This is a genomic window from Wolbachia endosymbiont (group A) of Campoletis raptor, assembly GCF_964026755.1.
GTDB classification, from domain to species: Bacteria; Pseudomonadota; Alphaproteobacteria; order Rickettsiales; family Anaplasmataceae; genus Wolbachia; species Wolbachia pipientis.
Genome location: NZ_OZ034695.1, coordinates 1,208,148 through 1,226,322, shown reverse-complemented (window position 1 = coordinate 1,226,322; position 18,175 = coordinate 1,208,148). Strand labels below are relative to the sequence as shown.

General features: G+C 34.8%; 17 protein-coding genes and 2 pseudogenes. 8 read left to right on the top strand and 11 right to left on the bottom strand.

The window, feature by feature from the left end; genetic code table 11:
* Positions 1-25: 25 nt before the first annotated feature.
* The 5 genes from AAGD74_RS06160 to grxC form a co-directional block, all read right to left on the bottom strand.
* Positions 26-1,177, bottom strand: a complete 1,152-nt coding sequence (locus AAGD74_RS06160) for an ankyrin repeat domain-containing protein (protein WP_341810617.1) — start codon at positions 1,175-1,177, stop codon at positions 26-28.
* An 85-nt stretch (positions 1,178-1,262) separates the two neighbouring features.
* A complete protein-coding gene (trxB, locus tag AAGD74_RS06155) occupies positions 1,263-2,201 on the bottom strand; it encodes a thioredoxin-disulfide reductase (protein ID WP_341810616.1) in 939 nt (312 codons plus the stop codon).
* A complete protein-coding gene (locus AAGD74_RS06150) occupies positions 2,188-2,787 on the bottom strand; it encodes a peroxiredoxin (protein ID WP_012673206.1) in 600 nt (199 codons plus the stop codon). Before AAGD74_RS06150 ends, trxB begins: the two co-directional genes overlap by 14 nt.
* A gap of 857 nt (positions 2,788-3,644) precedes the next feature.
* On the bottom strand, positions 3,645-4,517 hold the full coding sequence (locus tag AAGD74_RS06145; RefSeq protein WP_341810615.1) for a hypothetical protein: 873 nt from the start codon (positions 4,515-4,517) through the stop codon (positions 3,645-3,647).
* 115 nt (positions 4,518-4,632) lie between these two features.
* A complete protein-coding gene (gene grxC / locus AAGD74_RS06140; protein WP_007550037.1) occupies positions 4,633-4,971 on the bottom strand; it encodes a glutaredoxin 3 in 339 nt (112 codons plus the stop codon).
* A gap of 68 nt (positions 4,972-5,039) precedes the next feature.
* On the opposite strand from grxC, the gene ribF reads away from it, so the two are divergent.
* Genes ribF through AAGD74_RS06120 form a run of 4 tightly spaced genes read left to right on the top strand, consistent with a single transcriptional unit; the run spans position 5,040 to position 9,121 of the window.
* Positions 5,040-5,972, top strand: a complete 933-nt coding sequence (ribF, locus tag AAGD74_RS06135; protein WP_010082493.1) for a riboflavin biosynthesis protein RibF — start codon at positions 5,040-5,042, stop codon at positions 5,970-5,972.
* Positions 5,969-6,445, top strand: a complete 477-nt coding sequence (gene lspA / locus AAGD74_RS06130; RefSeq protein WP_006279329.1) for a signal peptidase II — start codon at positions 5,969-5,971, stop codon at positions 6,443-6,445. The genes ribF and lspA overlap by 4 nt, the downstream gene beginning before the upstream one ends.
* Before the next feature lie 29 nt (positions 6,446-6,474).
* A complete protein-coding gene (locus AAGD74_RS06125; RefSeq protein ID WP_338482523.1) occupies positions 6,475-7,815 on the top strand; it encodes a pitrilysin family protein in 1,341 nt (446 codons plus the stop codon).
* Positions 7,802-9,121 carry a pitrilysin family protein gene (locus AAGD74_RS06120; protein ID WP_338482522.1) on the top strand — a complete coding sequence of 440 codons (1,320 nt, stop codon included), beginning with the start codon at positions 7,802-7,804 and terminating at the stop codon, positions 9,119-9,121. The genes AAGD74_RS06125 and AAGD74_RS06120 overlap by 14 nt, the downstream gene beginning before the upstream one ends.
* On the opposite strand, the gene purN is transcribed toward AAGD74_RS06120, so the two are convergent.
* From purN to AAGD74_RS06090, 6 genes and pseudogenes are all read right to left on the bottom strand, one after another.
* Complete coding sequence (purN, locus tag AAGD74_RS06115) at positions 9,115-9,681, bottom strand: phosphoribosylglycinamide formyltransferase (protein ID WP_338976849.1); 567 nt, start codon at positions 9,679-9,681, stop codon at positions 9,115-9,117. The two genes, AAGD74_RS06120 and purN, sit on opposite strands and share 7 nt — an antisense overlap.
* 45 nt (positions 9,682-9,726) lie before the next feature.
* Positions 9,727-10,738, bottom strand: a protein-coding gene (locus AAGD74_RS06110) for an IS630 family transposase (RefSeq protein ID WP_265029767.1) whose coding sequence is annotated in 2 segments (ribosomal slippage) — positions 9,727-10,275 and positions 10,277-10,738 — 1,011 coding nt in all. Because the reading frame shifts where the segments join, the coding sequence is not laid out codon by codon here.
* Between the two features lie 109 nt (positions 10,739-10,847).
* Positions 10,848-11,680, bottom strand: a pseudogene (locus AAGD74_RS06105) (IS5 family transposase).
* A 55-nt stretch (positions 11,681-11,735) separates the two neighbouring features.
* Positions 11,736-11,942, bottom strand: a pseudogene (locus AAGD74_RS07335) (transposase); the annotation flags it as partial.
* A gap of 71 nt (positions 11,943-12,013) precedes the next feature.
* Entirely contained in the window at positions 12,014-12,343 is a 330-nt protein-coding gene (locus tag AAGD74_RS06095) for an EndoU domain-containing protein (protein ID WP_338482660.1), read from the bottom strand.
* A gap of 233 nt (positions 12,344-12,576) precedes the next feature.
* Positions 12,577-13,764 (bottom strand): phosphoglycerate kinase, encoded by a 1,188-nt coding sequence (locus AAGD74_RS06090; protein WP_077188326.1) that lies wholly within the window; start codon positions 13,762-13,764, stop codon positions 12,577-12,579.
* An 837-nt stretch (positions 13,765-14,601) separates the two neighbouring features.
* Between AAGD74_RS06090 and AAGD74_RS06085 the strand changes: the two genes are divergently transcribed.
* The 4 genes from AAGD74_RS06085 (at position 14,602) to AAGD74_RS06070 (ending at position 18,150) form a co-directional block, all read left to right on the top strand.
* Positions 14,602-15,123: a cytochrome b gene (locus AAGD74_RS06085; RefSeq protein WP_338976902.1), complete on the top strand. Its 522-nt coding sequence runs from the start codon at positions 14,602-14,604 to the stop codon at positions 15,121-15,123.
* A 5-nt stretch (positions 15,124-15,128) separates the two neighbouring features.
* Positions 15,129-16,157 (top strand): nitronate monooxygenase, encoded by a 1,029-nt coding sequence (locus AAGD74_RS06080; RefSeq protein WP_341810614.1) that lies wholly within the window; start codon positions 15,129-15,131, stop codon positions 16,155-16,157.
* Between the two features lie 123 nt (positions 16,158-16,280).
* Positions 16,281-17,681 (top strand): hypothetical protein, encoded by a 1,401-nt coding sequence (locus AAGD74_RS06075; RefSeq protein ID WP_341810613.1) that lies wholly within the window; start codon positions 16,281-16,283, stop codon positions 17,679-17,681.
* Between the two features lie 94 nt (positions 17,682-17,775).
* Positions 17,776-18,150: a hypothetical protein gene (locus AAGD74_RS06070; RefSeq protein ID WP_006279398.1), complete on the top strand. Its 375-nt coding sequence runs from the start codon at positions 17,776-17,778 to the stop codon at positions 18,148-18,150.
* The last annotated feature ends 25 nt before the right edge of the window (positions 18,151-18,175 follow it).

Genomic DNA, 18,175 nt, shown 5'->3' with positions numbered 1-18,175 from the left:
TTACCCCGTACTAAAATTTCAGATATTATAGCCTTTTACTTGTTTCCGGACAACCTCTAAGAGCGCTAATCCTTGCTTGCTGACTTAATTTCTCTTGCTTTGCACTATCCAGCTCTTGCTCTGTTTCTGCAAGTTGAGCTTTTATTTTTTCAAGCTCAATTACAACTTCTTGAAAAGCCCGCTCAAAACCTGCTGGTATATTATTCGTATTTGCCACAGGTTGTTCCACACTTGCAGGAAATTTTTCATTTAGATAATTTTTAATGGACTCGATTGGATTATCAACATTTCTCAATGCAGCAGTAACAATTGCACGATTTATGAAGCAATTATCCTTTACCAATTCTTTGACATCATCTAGATCTTTTCTATTAATAGTACCGGTTAATCGCTCTTTAATGGCTTGTTCAATTATTTGCTTCACCCATGGATTTTTCTCTATATCTTGTATTGGCTTTATTTGACTAAAATCTAGGTCTTTATGTTTTAAAAGTTTAGTCAATACTTCTTCGTTATCTTGTGTTATTCCTCGTAAACACGATTCGATAATTAAGCTAAGCGGTGTTTCTATTTCTTCATTGTAGGTTCTTTTCCAGCAATTAGGGTTAAGCTCTTGATTTAATAGTCTTTTCGCTTGGTAAATATTTCCGCTAGAAAGAGCATCTAATAATTCTTTTCCTTTTCGTGCTTTTGTTATTTCCATTGTAAGATGCGAAAAATCTTTCCTCTGCTCTCTCCCAATTTGTTCAATATATTCTTTAGGAGTATAACTTCTGTGTGTCCCATAACGATCTCCATAAGAATTTTCAGTGCCTAGACCTAATTCAGGATGTCTAAGTAACATCTGTACAAAATTCCTATTTTCCATGCGAAAGGCTAGATGTAGAGCTGTATTGCGTTCTTTAGTTTCTTGAGCATTAATATTTAAACTTTGATGTTGTAAAAGCAACATCATCATTTTTAAGCATATAGGGCTGTCATCACCATTCATGATAATAGTCACTAGTGGTGTATATCCCTCATCAAACGCATTAACATCCGCATCTCCTTCCAAAGCTTGTCTAAAATCTTCTAGATTTTCATCATCAATAGCTTTAAATAACTTTTGTGTCGGTGCATCTAGAGTTCTCTGATATCTGTAACCATTAGTATTTGTCCTATTCTCTCCATAAAGCATATTAAACCCATCTAATAATTTACTAACATAATTATGTAAAAGAAAAGGAAAATTGCAAGCAATTTATCTAAAATCCTAGAATTAACTACGACTCCAAAAACTTTTCTGCATCAAGCGCAGCCATGCATCCTGTTCCTGCTGCAACTACTGCCTGACGATATACCTTATCTTGAACATCACCTGCAGCAAACACTCCTGCTTTACTAGTTAAAGTTGTTCCAGGTTTTGTAATTATGTAACCCCGTTCACCCATTTCAACAAAGCCTTTAAAAATACCCGTATTTGGTGCATGCCCAATTGCAATGAACACTCCATCGACTTTCAATTCTTGAGCTTCCGTTGATTTAACTATAATACCAGTAACTTTCTTCGGATTTTCTTCTCCAAGAATCTGCTCTACGGTATGGTTCCACATTACTTTTATTTTATCATTTTTAAAGAGTCTATCTTGCATTACTTTTTCCGCTCTTAATTTATCACGCCTGTGTATTAATATCACTTCTTTGGCAAATCGAGTTAAAAATATTGCTTCTTCAACAGCAGTATTTCCACCACCAATCACGGCTACAACTTTATTCCTAAAAAATGCACCATCACAAGTTGCACAAGCCGAAACTCCGTAACCTTGAAATTCCTTTTCACTCTTGAGACCAAGCCATTTTGCTTGCGCACCGGATGCAATTATAATTGCATCCGAGTAGTAGTCATTGATATTACCCGAAGATCTAAATCTATACTCATTAGAATCCTCAAGTTGTTCAACGCTTTTTATCTCATCATCTATTATTTTTGCTCCAACCTTTTCTGCATGCAACCTCATCTGCTCCATTAGTTCTGGACCCTGTATTGAAACAAAACCAGGATAATTTTCAACATCTGTAGTAATTGTAAGCTGACCACCAGGCTGCATTCCCGTTACTACAATTGGCTCTAAGTTTGCACGTGCTGCATATATAGCGGCAGCATAACCCGCTGCCCCAGATCCAATAATAAGAACTTTTGTACTAAATTTATAATTCTTCACTGTATGAGTTTAGATAATCAGCTACTCCTTCATCGCTTGCCTGCATTGCTGGCTTACCTTTTTTCCACCCTGCTGGACATACTTCACCATGCTCTTCATTATGTTTAATTGCATCAACGATTCTAACGAATTCATCGATATTACGCCCTAAAGGCAAATCATTTATCGATTGATGACGTACAATAAATTTATCATCAATAACGAAAGTTGCTCTCAGCGCAATTGAGTCATCATATAAGACCCCATAGTCTCTTGATATAGACTTTTTGATATCAGACACTAAAGTGTAGCTAATCTCTCCAATACCACCATCATTAACTGGAGTGTTTCGCCATTTATAATGTGAAAATTTTGAATCTACACTTATTCCTATCACTTCAACACCACGCTTTGCAAACTCATTTATTCTATTATTGAGCGATATCAATTCAGTTGGGCAAACAAAAGTAAAATCAAGTGGATAGAAAAAAAGGACAGCATACTTATTTTTTATGCGCTTACTCAGACAGAAATCATCAACAATTTCTCCGTCAGAGAGAACAGATGAAGCAGTAAAATCGATAGCAGATTTTGTTACAAGATTCATAATTAACCTATTCTTTTAAAATAACTTCAATTTTACATCTTGATAAACTTATATGCAAGTTTTCTTTGGTTTTAGTCCTATAAAAACTTCCTAAAATAGCTCTTCTTTTTTACCGATAAGATACAATCCAGGTTGGAATACTGAGTTGGTGAGTATAAAATTCTACGTCATGCCACCGCGAACCGTCATACCGCGATTCATTCGCGGTATCTCTAGATCCCGCTAACAAGTAGTGGGATGACGGTTGTCGTTTAGCTATAAATGTTAAAAAATTTACCAAACAAAAAAAAGGCAAAAGAAGCCCCGTGGTTGGCTAATTACTTACATTATACTTTCAAGTATGGCGTTTTTTTATTCTAAACGTTTAATAACCGCGATTCAGTTGCTTTTAAGCCGCAACTAATCTAAATTATAAACATTAAGAAATTTACTAAACAGAAAAAAAGGCAAAAGAAACCCTAGGGTAGCTAGTTATTCACTATCCATTTTTTAAGTTGGCGTTTTTTTATGTTTTAAATGCTTTATAAGCGCATTTTAGCTTATATTAGGTAAAAACCTAGAAGTTTTATAAAGACATAAGGTGCACATAGTGCAAAAAATTAAACATGAGACGCCAGATACGTGAGTTTTTTTGTCATTTAATCTGTACAGAGAAGATAAATAAATAGCTTCAGTTTCATGATAAGGGAGTTGGCGGAGTTTGTCAAGTAAGTTTTTCGCTTCTGCGGGCTACTTGAATAACGGCTACAATGTTCATACAGCTATGTACATAGCTGGAACCCAAAAAAAGAACCAAGTAGCCAAGGCTACTTGGATGACAAAAGGTAATACAAGAAATCTATTGGCTCTCGTATATCTTAGTGAAACTTAACAAGTTTATCTATAGTTTTAGTGATGATTCTTGGAGTATCCGGAGAAACTGCTGAGCTCAGCCTATTTAACCGCTCTATAGCGAACTCGCTATTCTCATTTGCTATGAAATCACATAAAATATTTTCTATATCCTTAGTAACACTTTCATGCTTTCTCAGAGGATGATTATGTGGATACCTACTGATGGTTTTGATACTGGAATACTCAACAAAAGCTTGATCCTTAAAAGCAAGTTGTCTCAATTTCTCTTTGAATTTTCCTTCTTCCTCTTTTGCTAAAAGGCAAGACTTTATCAGTGATTTTATAATCAAATTTATAGCTTGATGTATTTCAGAATGCACTATAACTTTAATGGTATTTTCTTCTACTATACAATCATAAATATTTTTTTCGCTCTGTAACGACTCTATTAATTTCTTGCTACTTTGTGAATTCAATTCCAAATTCTCCTCACTCATAGGAGTTATTATGAAGGTGTTCTTACTCACTCTGATGTTAAATTGTGGAGAGCCTTCAGAAAAGGAAAATGCTACATCCTTAAATTCAAGTGCATGATTGTATGCAGCAAAAAGGGTGTGTGCTATAACACTGCTGGGCACCTTCATTCCATGTTTACTCAGGTGGTTCAATACATTTTCAACCTCATGATATGTAAAGTCTGTATCTTTTAGCAATTCAACAACTTCTATGCCGTTGTGTTGTTTATACTCTATTCTCACTTCTTCTGTAAAAAGTGTTTTAGCTGCTATATGTTTATCAAGCACTGTGAAAATCTTGATGAAATTCTCTAAATCTTGTTTGTTAACTAATTCGATACTAATTAAGTTTCTGCTAATAATTGAAATATTTTTTGTCATTTTTTCCCACTAAAAAAACTCACTGAATGAATTGTATTTTTAATTCATTAAGAATTGTTTAAAGTGAGCATACTAGTTTTCATTTACGTATTACACGACAAAACAAGATAAAAAGTTACATAAAATCATCATGTGGTATAACACACTCTCCACATTCATCATTGCTGTTTGTGTAGGTTGTGACATCAGTGTGATTGTCATTATTATTTAGCATATCATCCAACTTTCCTTCTTTTTCAAGATCCATCAATTTGTCACACCCCCCAATGTGCTTATCGTTGATAAAAATCTGTGGAACTGTTCTAACGTTATACTTTGATTTTATGTCGTTAAATAGATCTGAGTTTTTGAGCACATCAATTTCTTCATACTTCACACCTTTTTTATCTAGTAAATCCTTTGCCCTTATGCAGTATGGACAGCCCTTCTTTACATATATCACAACATTTTTCACAATTTATCTCCGTAGCTTACTAAAATATAGTTATTATATATAAGAAACATGTAAAAATATCAAATTGTATGAAAATTATTTATAATTGTGAGCAAGGGATAGAAAATAATATAGCACTAACCTTCGGAAATTTCGATGGCATTCATTTAGGACACGAGTTTGCAATTTCTACTCTAAAGAAGGTAGCACAAGAAAGAGGATTACCCTCTGCAGTTTTAACTTTTGAGCCTCACCCATCAACTGTTTTATTTGGTAGAAACAATTTTAGGTTAATAGACCAAGAACAAAAAAAGGAACTAATCAGCAGCTATGGTATAGATTACTTATATATTATTAATTTTAATAGAGGTTTTTCTGAGGTTAGCTGCGATGACTTTATCAGTGAGATTTTAATAGATAAATATGGCGCTAAACACATAATTGTCGGAGAAAATTGCACTTTTGGTCATAAACGATTGGGTAATATATTAACTCTAGAGAAATATTCTGAAATATATGGATACTCTTTGACTAAATTAGAGCCATTAACAATTGACGGCAAAATTTGCTCTTCTTCTTCAATAAGGGAGTATGTACAAAGGGGCGAAATAGAAATTGCTAATAAATTGCTCGGCAGGCCTTATCAAGTTTCTGGTGTTGTGACAAAAGGTGCATGTAGAGGTAGAGAAATAGGATTTCCAACCATAAATATTCCTATAGAAGATTGCATGATAAAACCTAAGTTTGGCACATATTACGCTAGAGTGACTTTTCCTGATAGTAATCCAAATTGGTTATATGGAGTAGTCAATATTGGTATGAGACCTACTTTTAAGGATCTGAAAAAGCCTATAATAGAAATGCACATATTCGATTTTGATGAAGACGTATATAGTCATAAAGTCAATATACAACTTTTAAAATTCATAAGGTCAGAAAAAAAATTCCATAGTATTGAGGAGTTAACAAAACAGATAAATTATGATATACTTAAAGTTTATAGGTTAAAGGCAAATTTATGAAAAAGTTATGCTTAGTTGTTATATTAATTATAGTATTGATTGACCAAACGAGCAAATTGTACATAAACTCATTGATTGATGAAGGAGAATCAATTGAGATCGCTAGTTTTATAAAACTAGTTGAAGTTTGGAATTCAGGTATTAGTTTTGGAATGTGTAGCGCTTTACCACATGGCGGTTTCTTTTTTTCAGCATTTTCAATACTAATAATTGGTATACTTGCATATTTGATATACAAGTCTGACGATCAGTCAACTTACCTTGGTTTTTCTCTGATGATTGGTGGAGCAATCGGAAACGTAGTTGATAGGATCTATTGGGGAGCTGTATATGATTTCATATATTTTCATATTGATGATTGGTATTGGCCAGCCTTTAATTTAGCAGATTTATCTATAGTTTGTGGAATGTTTACATTGTTATATAAGTGGTATATATACGATATGCTTATTTCTAAACAAAATGAGGAATAAAATAATTGTTTTTATATTAGGTCGAAATAATGCTTCATAAGTTTTTTAGTTTTCTTATACTACCTGTACTTTTTTTTACTTACCCAATTTCTTCGAATGCTTTAAACATAGAGCACAACATAAAATATACTAAACTCAGTAACGGACTAGATGTTTATGTTGTTTCTAATCATCGGATTCCAGCCGTTTTACATGCAGTAATATACAAAGTTGGGGGAATGGATGATCCAATCGGCAAAGCAGGATTGGCTCACTACTTTGAACATTTAATGTTTGAAACTACAGGAAAGTTCACAGATATAGAAGCAACTATGAGTAGCATTGGGGCTCAATTTAACGCGTTTACCACTAAAGAGTATACTTGTTATTATGAGTTAGTCCCCAAAAAAGATTTACCACTGGCAATGGAAGTTGAAGCAGATAGAATGGGCAGCTTTAATGTTACTCAAGACAAAATAGATAGAGAAAAAAACATTGTACTGGAAGAAAGAAAAATGAGATTTGATAACCAACCTCATAACTTGTTGTGGGAAGAAATGGATAGTGCATTTTACCGTAATGGCTATGGTAGATCTGTTATTGGCTGGGAGAGCGATATCAAAACTTACAATCAGGATGACATAGTGAGGTTTCACGATAGTTATTATCACCCTGGTAATGCAATATTGCTGATTGTGGGTGATGTGGAACTTGATGAAGTAGTGAAATTAGCAGAAGAAAAATATGGCGAAATTAAAGCTAAGCCTGTAATGAGAAATTACCCAAATCAGGATCCAGTGCATAATGCAGGTCTATCGGTGACCTTAGAGAGCACTGAAGTAAAAGAACCAGTTTTATATTTTCGTTATCGTGTACCCTTATTTGAGCATATAAATGAAGCTTCCGCTGCTCATTTAGCGGTTGAAATTTTAGGTGGCGGCAAATCCAGCAAACTGTATAATGATCTGGTTTTAGATGAAGATGTGGCAGTATTAGTGTTTGCTTATTATAATAGCCTAGCTTTTAGTGATGGCTACATTGATATTCAGGTCATTCCAAAAAGCGGAGTTAATTTAGATATTGTTGAAAGAGAGTTAGATAATGCTATTAATAACTTCATGTCTAAAGGAATAACGGATGAGGAGTTGCAAAGCTCGAAATATAGATACAAAGCAGCACAGTTTGATAATCTATCTGACTTAACTCATATAGCGATGTTCTATGTGCCACACCTTGCACTTGGTATTCCACTTGATGAAATAGATATTTCATATAGCAAAATAGATGATGTTAATTTAGAGGATGTAAATAACAAAATTCGTACTATCTTTTCTTCCAATAAGTTAATTGGTCGTTTATTACCAAAAGGAGATAACAATGAGAATAAGTAAATTTGTACTTCTGTTTTTTTTCTGCCTAAGCTTTAATTTACAAGCAAGTGGTAGCTTAAATATAGAGGAGGTCACTACCCGTAAAGGATTTAAGTTTTTATTTGTCGAAAACTGTGCTTTACCAAAAGTTTCACTGAATATATCATTTAAAGATGCAGGTTATGTGTATGAGAGTGCAGAAAAACAGGGGCTTGCTTGGTTTACTTCTCTTGTAATCCAAGAAGGGGCAGGAGAAAATGACGCTAAGGATTTTGCAAAAAAACTGAAGATCAAAGGAATAAATTTACTTTTTTACCCCGATTTAGAAAGTTTCGGAGTGTCATTAGAAACTTTGTCTGAAAATTTAGAAGAAAGTATTTCACTACTTAGCGATGCTATAATACGTCCTAAAGTTGACCCTGAAGGGTTGAATAGAGTTTTCGAGAAAGCCAAAGTTGATTTTAATAATCTTGAAAAAAATCCTTATTTTGTTGCTGGAAAAGAATTAGATACGTTATTGTTTAAAAAACATCCTTACTCAAAAAGTGTGTACGGTACTCTTGATACTATAATGAGCATTACTAGAGACGATGTTTTAACATACATAAAGCGTAATTTTGCTAAAGATAACATAGTTATCAGTGTTGCTGGTTGTGCAAAAAAAGAAGAAATTATTACGCTATTAGATAAATATTTATCTAAATTGCCGTCAAAAAGATCAAAAGTGAGAAAAATACCTGTGAAAGATGATTTTGGTTCTGCAGAAAGTAAGAACATTTTTATGGATATACCACAAAGTGTGATACTTTTTGCTCAAAAAGGTATAGCTTATGAAGATCCAGACTACTATAATGCTCAAGTTTTGGTTAATGCGCTTGGTGGTATGGGGCTGAATTCAGTGCTGATGAAAGAGCTAAGGCAAAATCTTGGAATTACTTATGGTATTAGTGCCTCTATGGCTAGTTATACGCATGCAAATATTATAGCCGGAGGTTTAAGTACTGATAGCTCTACTGCCAGTCAATCCATATCTGCAATAAGAGATACATTGAGCAGGATAAAAAAGGAAGGAATTGATGAACAATTATTTAAAGATACAAAAATTAGTATGGTAAATAATTTTATCTTTTCCCTATCTAATAACGCAAACACAGCAGTGTTCTTGGCTAGTATGCAGGTACGTAATCGCGATATTAATCGTCTAAATAATTTTGTAAGTCTCATTAATGACGTAAAGCTAGAAAAAGTAAACGAGCTGGCAAGTTCTTTACTGGAACCCGAAAATTTATTTTTCGTTGAAGTTGGAAAAAACGCTCAGGGTCAATAATTAATACTTTCTGCTATTGATCTTACTGCTTTTACATAGCACTTATGCTCCTCAGCTAGAATGCGTTCTGAGAGGCTTTGAATATCATCAGCTAGTAACACTGGCACAGCAACTTGAGCAATTATGGCTCCAGCATCAACTTCAGGGGTGACATAATGTACAGTACAACCTGTAATTTTTACACCTGCTTTTAGAGCTTGCTCTTGAGCGTTTAGGCCTTTAAAAGACGGAAGTAAAGAGGGATGAATATTTATCACCTTGTTATGCCATTTACTCAGAAAATCAGCTTTGAGAATTCTCATAAACCCTGCAAGGCAAATTAAATCAACCTTATGTTGAACAAGTATTTCGTGAATTTTACCAGCATCAAGCGGTTTATCTTTAACAATAAACGCTGAGATTCCTGCTTGCTCTGCTATTTTCAGACCAGCAGCTTCGCTATTATTTGTGATAACACATGCAACTTCTGCGGAAAAATTCTGATCTTGACATGCTTCTATTAAGGCCTGCATATTCGACCCCCCACCTGAAATTAGTATTCCGAGTTTTATCTTTTTCATTATAGCACAGTTAGTTTAGAATTTAGTTAATACTAATACCAATTCTCATTGTTGTCCAGTCAAATAGGAAACATTGCAGAGTTGTTTAATTGTGGAGCTGGCAAGAGAAGTAATAAATTTGCACAAAGCACCCTCAAGTAGAGCAATTGTATCGTATATTTTATTGCGCAAAATGTTCTGTTTTATATATAACCAAAGCCTCTCAACAGGATTTAGCTCAGGTGAGTATGGAGGTAGGTATATAATGTCGATATTTTTAGGTACCTTTAAATTTTTTGACCTATGCCAACTAGCACAGTCCATAACGAGAAAAGCCTCTCGTGTTTCTAGATATTGCGAAATTTGCTCAAGAAATATGTTCATGCAATCAGTGTTGACATTTGGTGCAAATAAGCTAGAACTCTCTCCATTTCTAGGATTAACTGCACTATAGAGATAGAAATTTTGCCTACCTAATTTTGTTTTAACCTGTGTTCTAATCCCCTTTTTAAACCACCCATGTCCGACTTTTGAATGTGTGCCAAACCGTGATTCATCAAAGAAAAATAGCTCTTTTTCTGGATACTTGCTAATAGCTCCATTGAGATTTTTTTTTGAATTCCTCTTGTTTGCTTTTATCTTGTCCATTATGAACTGGTCTTGGTGTAATATATGAGAATTTCATCTTTTGCATATGGCGGTGTACTGTAGATTTGCTGATATTTAATCCGAACTTTTCCTGGATTCTTATTCTCATTTCTTTAATGGTGATATTAGGATTTTCTTCTATCCACTCTTCAATTTGCTGTAGTTGAGCCTGATTTAATTTAGTTTTTCTACGACGTTGTGAAGGAGCAAACAGTTTTTCTTCTCTGCCAATTTTCAAGAGTTTTACCCACGAAGTTAGTGCGCTTCTTGAAATGCAATATATTTTTGCTACAGCCGTTATACTGTACTTTTTTGCTGCAATTACAGCATTTAGTTTTTTTGAAACATATGCATTATTCCTTACTTTCTTCAGCATTTCTTTTGCTGATTCTACTACTTTTTCATCCAATAATTTTGATCTTAATGCCATTTAAACCTCGCTATTTTACTTACTTCAGTATGGCTTTTCTTCCATCATTGTCCATCTGTTTGCCCTGTAATGGGAATTGGTATAAGAGGTTGTCCGGAAACTAGTAAATTCAAGCATATTCCCTCTTTAACATAACCCTACTCATAGCTAGGTATATGAAATTCTCAGTGGATGTTGTGAGTAAATCATACTCCTTCGATAGCCTTCTATTCCTATTAACCCAAGCAAAAGTCCTTTCTACAACCCATCTTCTTGGCTGTACTTTAAACCCTTGTTCTCTTGTTGGTAGTAGCTCAGGTGGCGTATCTTTGTGCACCCAAAATCTACATGGAGGCCTTGTAACAATTTCAATATCTATGTCATATTCTTCCTTTATGTGATTCTTTAAATTTCTTCCTTGGTATCCCATGTCAGCCCACATTTTTTTAACTTTAGTATATTTTGTTCTCATATTGTTTAATGCTATTTTAATACCATCTCTATCATTTTCGTTAGCAGCGCCTACGTAACAACCTAGTATAAAACCCTGAGTGTCTGTAATTATATGCCTTTTTCTACCCTTTACTTTTTTACTTCCATCATAGCCTTTGATCCCCCCTTTTCTGTAGTCTTTACAGATTGACTATCTACTATACAGGCACTCGGCTGCTCATTCCTTCCTATTTTTCTTCTACTATATTTTGTAATTTCATAATTCATTTTCTCAAAAATTCCCTGCTTCTTCCATTGCCTGAACTGCTCATACACAGTCTTCCATAGCGGAAAATCATTTGGTAAATACCGCCATTGACACCCTGTACGCAATACATAGAAAATTGCTTCTAATATTTCTCTTTTGCTATACTTTGGCGGCCTTCCTCCTTTCTTGTATGATACTCTGAAGTGTTTTTCTATTCTTGCCCATTCCCTTTCGCTTAGATCTGTTGGATACTTTTTTCTCATCCTTACCCCGTACTAAAATTTCAGATATTATAGCCTTTTACTTGTTTCCGGACAACCTCTCATACACAGTCTTCCATAGCGGAAAATCATTTGGTAAATACCGCCATTGACACCCTGTACGCAATACATAGAAAATTGCTTCTAATATTTCTCTTTTGCTATACTTTGGCGGCCTTCCTCCTTTCTTGTATGATACTCTGAAGTGTTTTTCTATTCTTGCCCATTCCCTTTCGCTTAGATCTGTTGGATACTTTTTTCTCATCTTTACCCCGTACTAAAATTTCAGATATTATAGCCTTTTACTTGTTTCCGGACAACCTCTTAATATCTGATTTATTGCACAGGATTCCAAATCGCACCTGCCCATTTATCTTCTTGAGCTTCAACATATCTGCCTACAAAATGCATGCCACCTAATTTATCGTTTGGCTCACCACAAAAAATATGTCCAAACCCTATAGTTTCTTTTTCACTTCCACTATTTGTAAACCAAATGTTAGCCAGTTCATCTTTAAATAGCTCCAAATCCGCATCTGGTGTGACAATTTGATGATCAAGCTCATCATATATTTCTTTCACTACTTCTTGATGCTGCAGACAACTAAGTAAAATTTTGAAATCTTCTTTATCTGGATGCGCTCCCCAATCTCCACAAACTTTCAACACTCCTCTATCGAAGTCAGTTAATTCTGGAAATGGTGGCTGGTTGTGAACTGAAAAATGGTTCAAAATTATTTTCTTCTACATAGTCAGTGTGAAAATAATGATCCCTAATATAAAAAATAAATCCTATTATTGGTATTATTAAACACAAAATTAGTTTAACTGTCTTCGACATAATCACGTTCACAAAAAAGCTAGCCTATAAGAAATAATTTAAAAAAGTTTTAATCTAATCATTTTTGCAGAGCAGCAACTCCCGGCATTTCATCGCCACTTAACCAATCTAAAAATGCTCCTCCACCAGTGGAAGCATATGTAAAATCCTTATCGGTAAAGCCTGCAGCACTTATTGCAGATAGACTATCGCCTCCCCCTATTATGCTGGTTAACTTTCCTTTGTGCGTTAAGTCACTTACGATTTTCATTACCCCTATTGTACCACTTGCAAAAGCTGAATGTTCAAAAACACCAATAGGTCCATTCCACAGCAGAGTCTTACTGCTTGCTATTATACTGCTTATTGTACTCAAAGTTTGTGGTCCGATATCCAAAATTATATCACCGTCCAAAATGGACTCAGTTCTTCTTGAAATACTAGTGCTGTAATCAGAGTTTACTGCAACCAGAACGTCTTCTGGCACAACTATTTTGCAATTGTTTTTATTTGCTGTTTCAAGAATATTATGCAGAAGGTCGTCAACACCATTTTGAAAGAAAGATTTCCCTATATTTACTTTGCTAAATGACAAAAAATTATTAGCAATTGCACCTCCGAGAACTAGGTAATCAACCTTTTCTGTTAGCTTTATAAGCATTTTTATCTTAGTTGACATTTTGGCTCCCCCAACTATCGCAGTAATAGGTTTAGCTTTAAACGATACAGCTTTTTCAAGATACTTTAGCTCATCTTGCAAGCAAAATCCCGCGTAGGAAGGTAAAAACTCTGTAATGCGTGAAATAGAAGCGTGAGCTCTGTGAGAGCAAGAAAATGCATCATTGACATATGTATCCGCCAGAGATGCTAATTGTCTGGCAAAGTTTGCATCATTCTCCTTTTCACCTTCATAAAATCTTAGATTCTCTAGTAATATTATATCTCCTGCATCCATAGCACTCACTGCTTTTTGCACTTTTTCACCAACGCAATCATCAATGAATTTCACTTTTTTATTTAGTAACTGTGATAAAGTGTCAATTATATTTTTTAGCGACAGATTATTGTCTCTAGCCTTTGGGCGTCCAAAATGCGATATAATAATAATCTTTGCACTCGCATTCACTAAATACTGAATAGTAGGCAATGCTCTCAAAATACGAGTGACGTCACGAATTTCTCCATCTTTTATAGGAACATTGAAATCAACTCTGAGTAAGACGGTTTTATTGTGAAGATCACAATTTTCTATACTAGGTATATTCATTACAAAATTGAAGCTATAAAGTCACTATACAGCAGTTTGATCTAAAGTAAAGTTTTAAGCTTACGAACGTTTAAGGAAATTTGCATGCCAAACGCTTGACACTGGAACCTTATCGTCATGCCATCACGAACCGTCATACCGCCGGGTATCTCTTAGCCGCTAACACGTAGCGGGATACTTGACCTTTACAGGGATGACGATTGTCGTTTAGCCATAAATATTTAAGAAATTTACTAAACAGAAAAAAAGGCAAAAGAAGCCCCGTGGTTGGCTAATTACTTACATTATACTTTCAAGTATGGCGTTTTTTTATTCTAAACGCTTAATAACCGCGATTTAGCTGCTTTTTAATGCAACTAACCTTTAGTCATAAATGTTTAAGAAATTTACTAAACAGAAAAAAAGGCAAAAGAAACCCTAGGGTAGCTAATTATTCACTATCCATTTTTTAAGTTGGCGTTTTTTGATGTTTTAAATGCTTTATAAGCGTATTTCAGCTTGTATAGGTAAAAACCTAGAAATTTGATAAAGACATAGAGTGCACATAGTGCAAAAAATTAAACATGAGACGCCAGATACGTTGAGTTTTTTTGTCATTTAATCTGTACAGAGAAGATAAATAAATAGCTTCAGTTTCATGATAAGGGGGCTGGCGAAGGGTGTCAAGTAAGTTTTGCATTTGATCCGTTTCTATGACTTAGATGCCAGTGCCTGCTACTTGACTCTCGGCTGGGTCGAATTTGTATAGCTACATTGTCGGTAAATCTAAATTGCTTTAATAATTTTGATTGAAAAATAGTTTTTCTATTATATAAGTGCTACTTTAGGGTAATCAAAATGGAAGACGATAAATATAGCCTAGGTTTAAGAGTTATCCATTGGTTGATGGCTGTTTTTATTATCGGTATGCTTTGCTCTGGACTTTATATGAAAAGCTTACCACTTAGCAATGAAATTAAGTTCAACATATACGCTATTCATAAGGCTTGCGGTATCGCTATTCTTGGATTAATCATAGTACGCATATTTTTTCGCGTCTTTACTTATGTTCCACCACTTCCAGCAAATTTTTCTCGGTTTGTAATCAATACAAGTAAAGCAGTGCACTTTGGTTTATATTCTTTAATGGTGCTAATGCCACTATCTGGCTATGTCATGTCTTCTGCTTCTGGCAAACAGATCAAATATTTTTTCCATATCCCTTTGTTGATTAATCAAAACAAAGATCTAGCTAACACGGCTAACGAGCTACATTCGATGCTTGCATGTTTTATGGTACTCTTTATAATCTTACATATACTTGGCGCCTTAAAGCACACATTTATAGATAAGCAAAACATTTTTAAACGCATGATATAGGTTATATGTTAAGTAGCCTCTGGAAAAAAGGAACAGATTTTCTTGGCAGTGAGTTTGCGATAATGGGTGGTGCTATGAGCTGGGTTTCAGGGAGAAACTTGGTTTCAGCAATCTCAAACGCTGGTGGTTTTGGTGTGATTGCATGTGGTGCAATGTTCCCAGACTTACTGGAAAAAGAAATCATAGAGACACAAAAATTAACTAACAAGCCATTTGGTGTAAACCTAATTACTATGCACCCAAAGTTGAGTGAGTTGATAGATGTGTGTATTGAAACGAAAGTGAGCCATATAGTGCTTGCCGGTGGACTGCCAACAAAGCCTAATATAGAAAAAATCAAGGGTGCAGGCATTAAAGTTATGTGCTTTGCACCAGCATTAAGCCTTGCGAAAAGGTTAGTAAAAATGGGAGTAGATGCATTAATAATAGAAGGAATGGAAGCAGGTGGGCATATAGGTCCAGTTAGCACTTCTGTTCTTGCACAAGAGATATTGCCTCATTTTAAAAATGAACAAATACCAGTGTTTGTTGCAGGTGGAATAGGAAGAGGTGAAATGATAGTTAATTACCTGGAAATGGGAGCAAGTGGCTGTCAAATAGGTACATTATTTGTCTGCACTAATGAGTCAATTGCCCACAAAAATTTTAAGGAAGTGTTTATTAAATCGGCCGCACGTAATGCAATACCTTCTGTACAGATAAGTGCTGATTTTCCTGTAATTCCTGTAAGAGCTATAGCCAACAAAGCAAGCGATGACTTCATGAAGCGTCAAAAAGAAGTTATTGATGAATACCAAAAGGGACAGATCTCAAAAGAAGATGGGCAGCTTGAAATAGAAAAGTTCTGGGCTGGAGCTTTAAGAAGGGCAGTGATTGAAGGAGATGTTGAAACAGGATCTTTAATGGCCGGCCAAAGTGTTGGCATGGTTGATAGGGAAAAGCCTGTAAAAGAAGTAGTGGATATGTTAGTTCAACAAGCAAAGAATCATATTAATAGCAAATCTGTAGAAGTAGAAAGCCCAGAAAGCAAATAGTTAAGCGACCTTCCAATAAGCAAGTTGCCGCAATTATTTATAATATGGCATAATTGCCCAGTTTTAATGTAAAATTAACGCTAAAGAGGTATCTATACATTTTATTATGTATGGAGGAATGTTATGCACAGTCCCTTTAAAAAACCTAAGAGTAAGGAAGGAGATATTAACCAACAATTGAGCAACACTATATACAAAAAGGTAACAGCAGAAAATTATCAAGAAAATCAAGATGAGACTTCCAAAGAATGCAAAAGGTTGTTCAAGCAGGGAGCTAGTCCTAAAACATTGGCTGAATTGGAAAAAATACTGAGAGAACGACAAAATGAGCAGGCTATTGCAAAACACTTAGAGTCATCCAAGCAAGGAACTAGTCCTGAAGCATTAGCTGAGTTAGAAAAATCAGTGGGGAAAAAAAGAGAACATTATAATAATTATATCCAACACTTTCTTCCAGCGTTGAAAGCAGAAATAACAGAGTCAAAAAAACTAGACTCAAAAAAAAAGGCAGCAATAGTACAAACAATTTGGGATATTACTAACAGGAGCAGCAGTGTAAGCTCAATACCAAATGCTGTTGAAGAAAATATTGAAGATCAAATGCAGCTAAAACATATTGAAGAGCAAAACAACACACAAGAAACACCCTTGAATGTAGCTGAGAAAAAAAGTGGTGATAATAAAATACTTAGTAATTCAGATGTTACAGAGGAAGTGTTTGAAAAATATAGCAAGGTTGTGAAAGAAATAGAGGAGAAGCAAACTTCTAAACTCAGTAGTGGCAATGACTCAGATAGTGGAATAGACTCACCTGGACTGAGTGAAAAAAACTCGATATCACCAATAAATAGTAGAAAAAACAGTTTAACATCAATAGCAAGCACTTCATCTGAGGAAAGTTTAAACTCAACATCGAGCTCTGTTGAAGGAGATAATGGCTTACAACCAGAGGATGAAGGAGAGACAAAATTAGCACACCTAACTAAAACAAGGTCCAAAGGGCCAAGTGGACGAAGATCTCCTTCTAAATATAATAAAAAGATTGAAGATCAAGTTGAGAAAGAGTCACCACAGGTGTCATCCCAGTGCGTGACACTGGGATCCAGAGAAAAAGAAAGTATGGATACAAATAGTCAAACTACTCAGATGACAGGCAGCCAGGCAAAAGATTCAATGCAACCCGAAGAAAAAAGGGACAGAAAAAACGCCATTACAATCGTGCAGAAATTTCCTTTGAATAAGAAAAAGGGTGAAGATACTCCACTTGAAAAACAACCCAATAACAGAAATCTTCACGTTGCATTTGTAGCAGGTTGTGCTCTCTCCACAATAGGGTGCATTGTTGCAGGAGCAATGACATCAGGGTTGATAGGAGCAGGACTACTTGCTATGGTTGCAGTGCTTGCTATAGCAGCAGTAGCTGAATTGCATTCAAACTTCCTATCAAGTAAATTAACATCCATTAATGTGAGTCCTCTTGTTGATGATAAGAGCTTACAGCATGTTCGCAGCGGTAAAAATTAAATATGTGTTACTTGTAGTGGATAAGTGAATTCAGTTCTTGCCTATTGATATAAAAGTTGTTATATTTGAGGAATGTTTAAAAGGTGTTTAGTTGATGCGCATTCAATTGAATAAAGTTTTGGTTTTTATAGCCTTATTAAGTTTCATTTTTGCATCATATTCTAGCGAAGCAAGTTCGGCGAGTGATGAATTAAAGGGTATACAAGAAACGGTAAAAAATTTTATTTCTTCATTTTCAGTTAAAGATACTGTAGAAAATATGAGTCCTTCAACAATCATAGGGTTGTGTATAGCTGCAGTGATACTTGCAGTAGTGTTCAGAGGTCTAATCTTTTTTATGATAATGTTTGGTGTACTGGTCCTGGTGTTCGGTAGTACAGAAAAGGCAACAGACTACTTAAAAGAAAAATTTAACTTTGCAAAAGATATAAAATTACAATCCGATAGCGAAAAAAAAGATAAAAATTAAGATAGTATTTTTATCTTTTTTAATT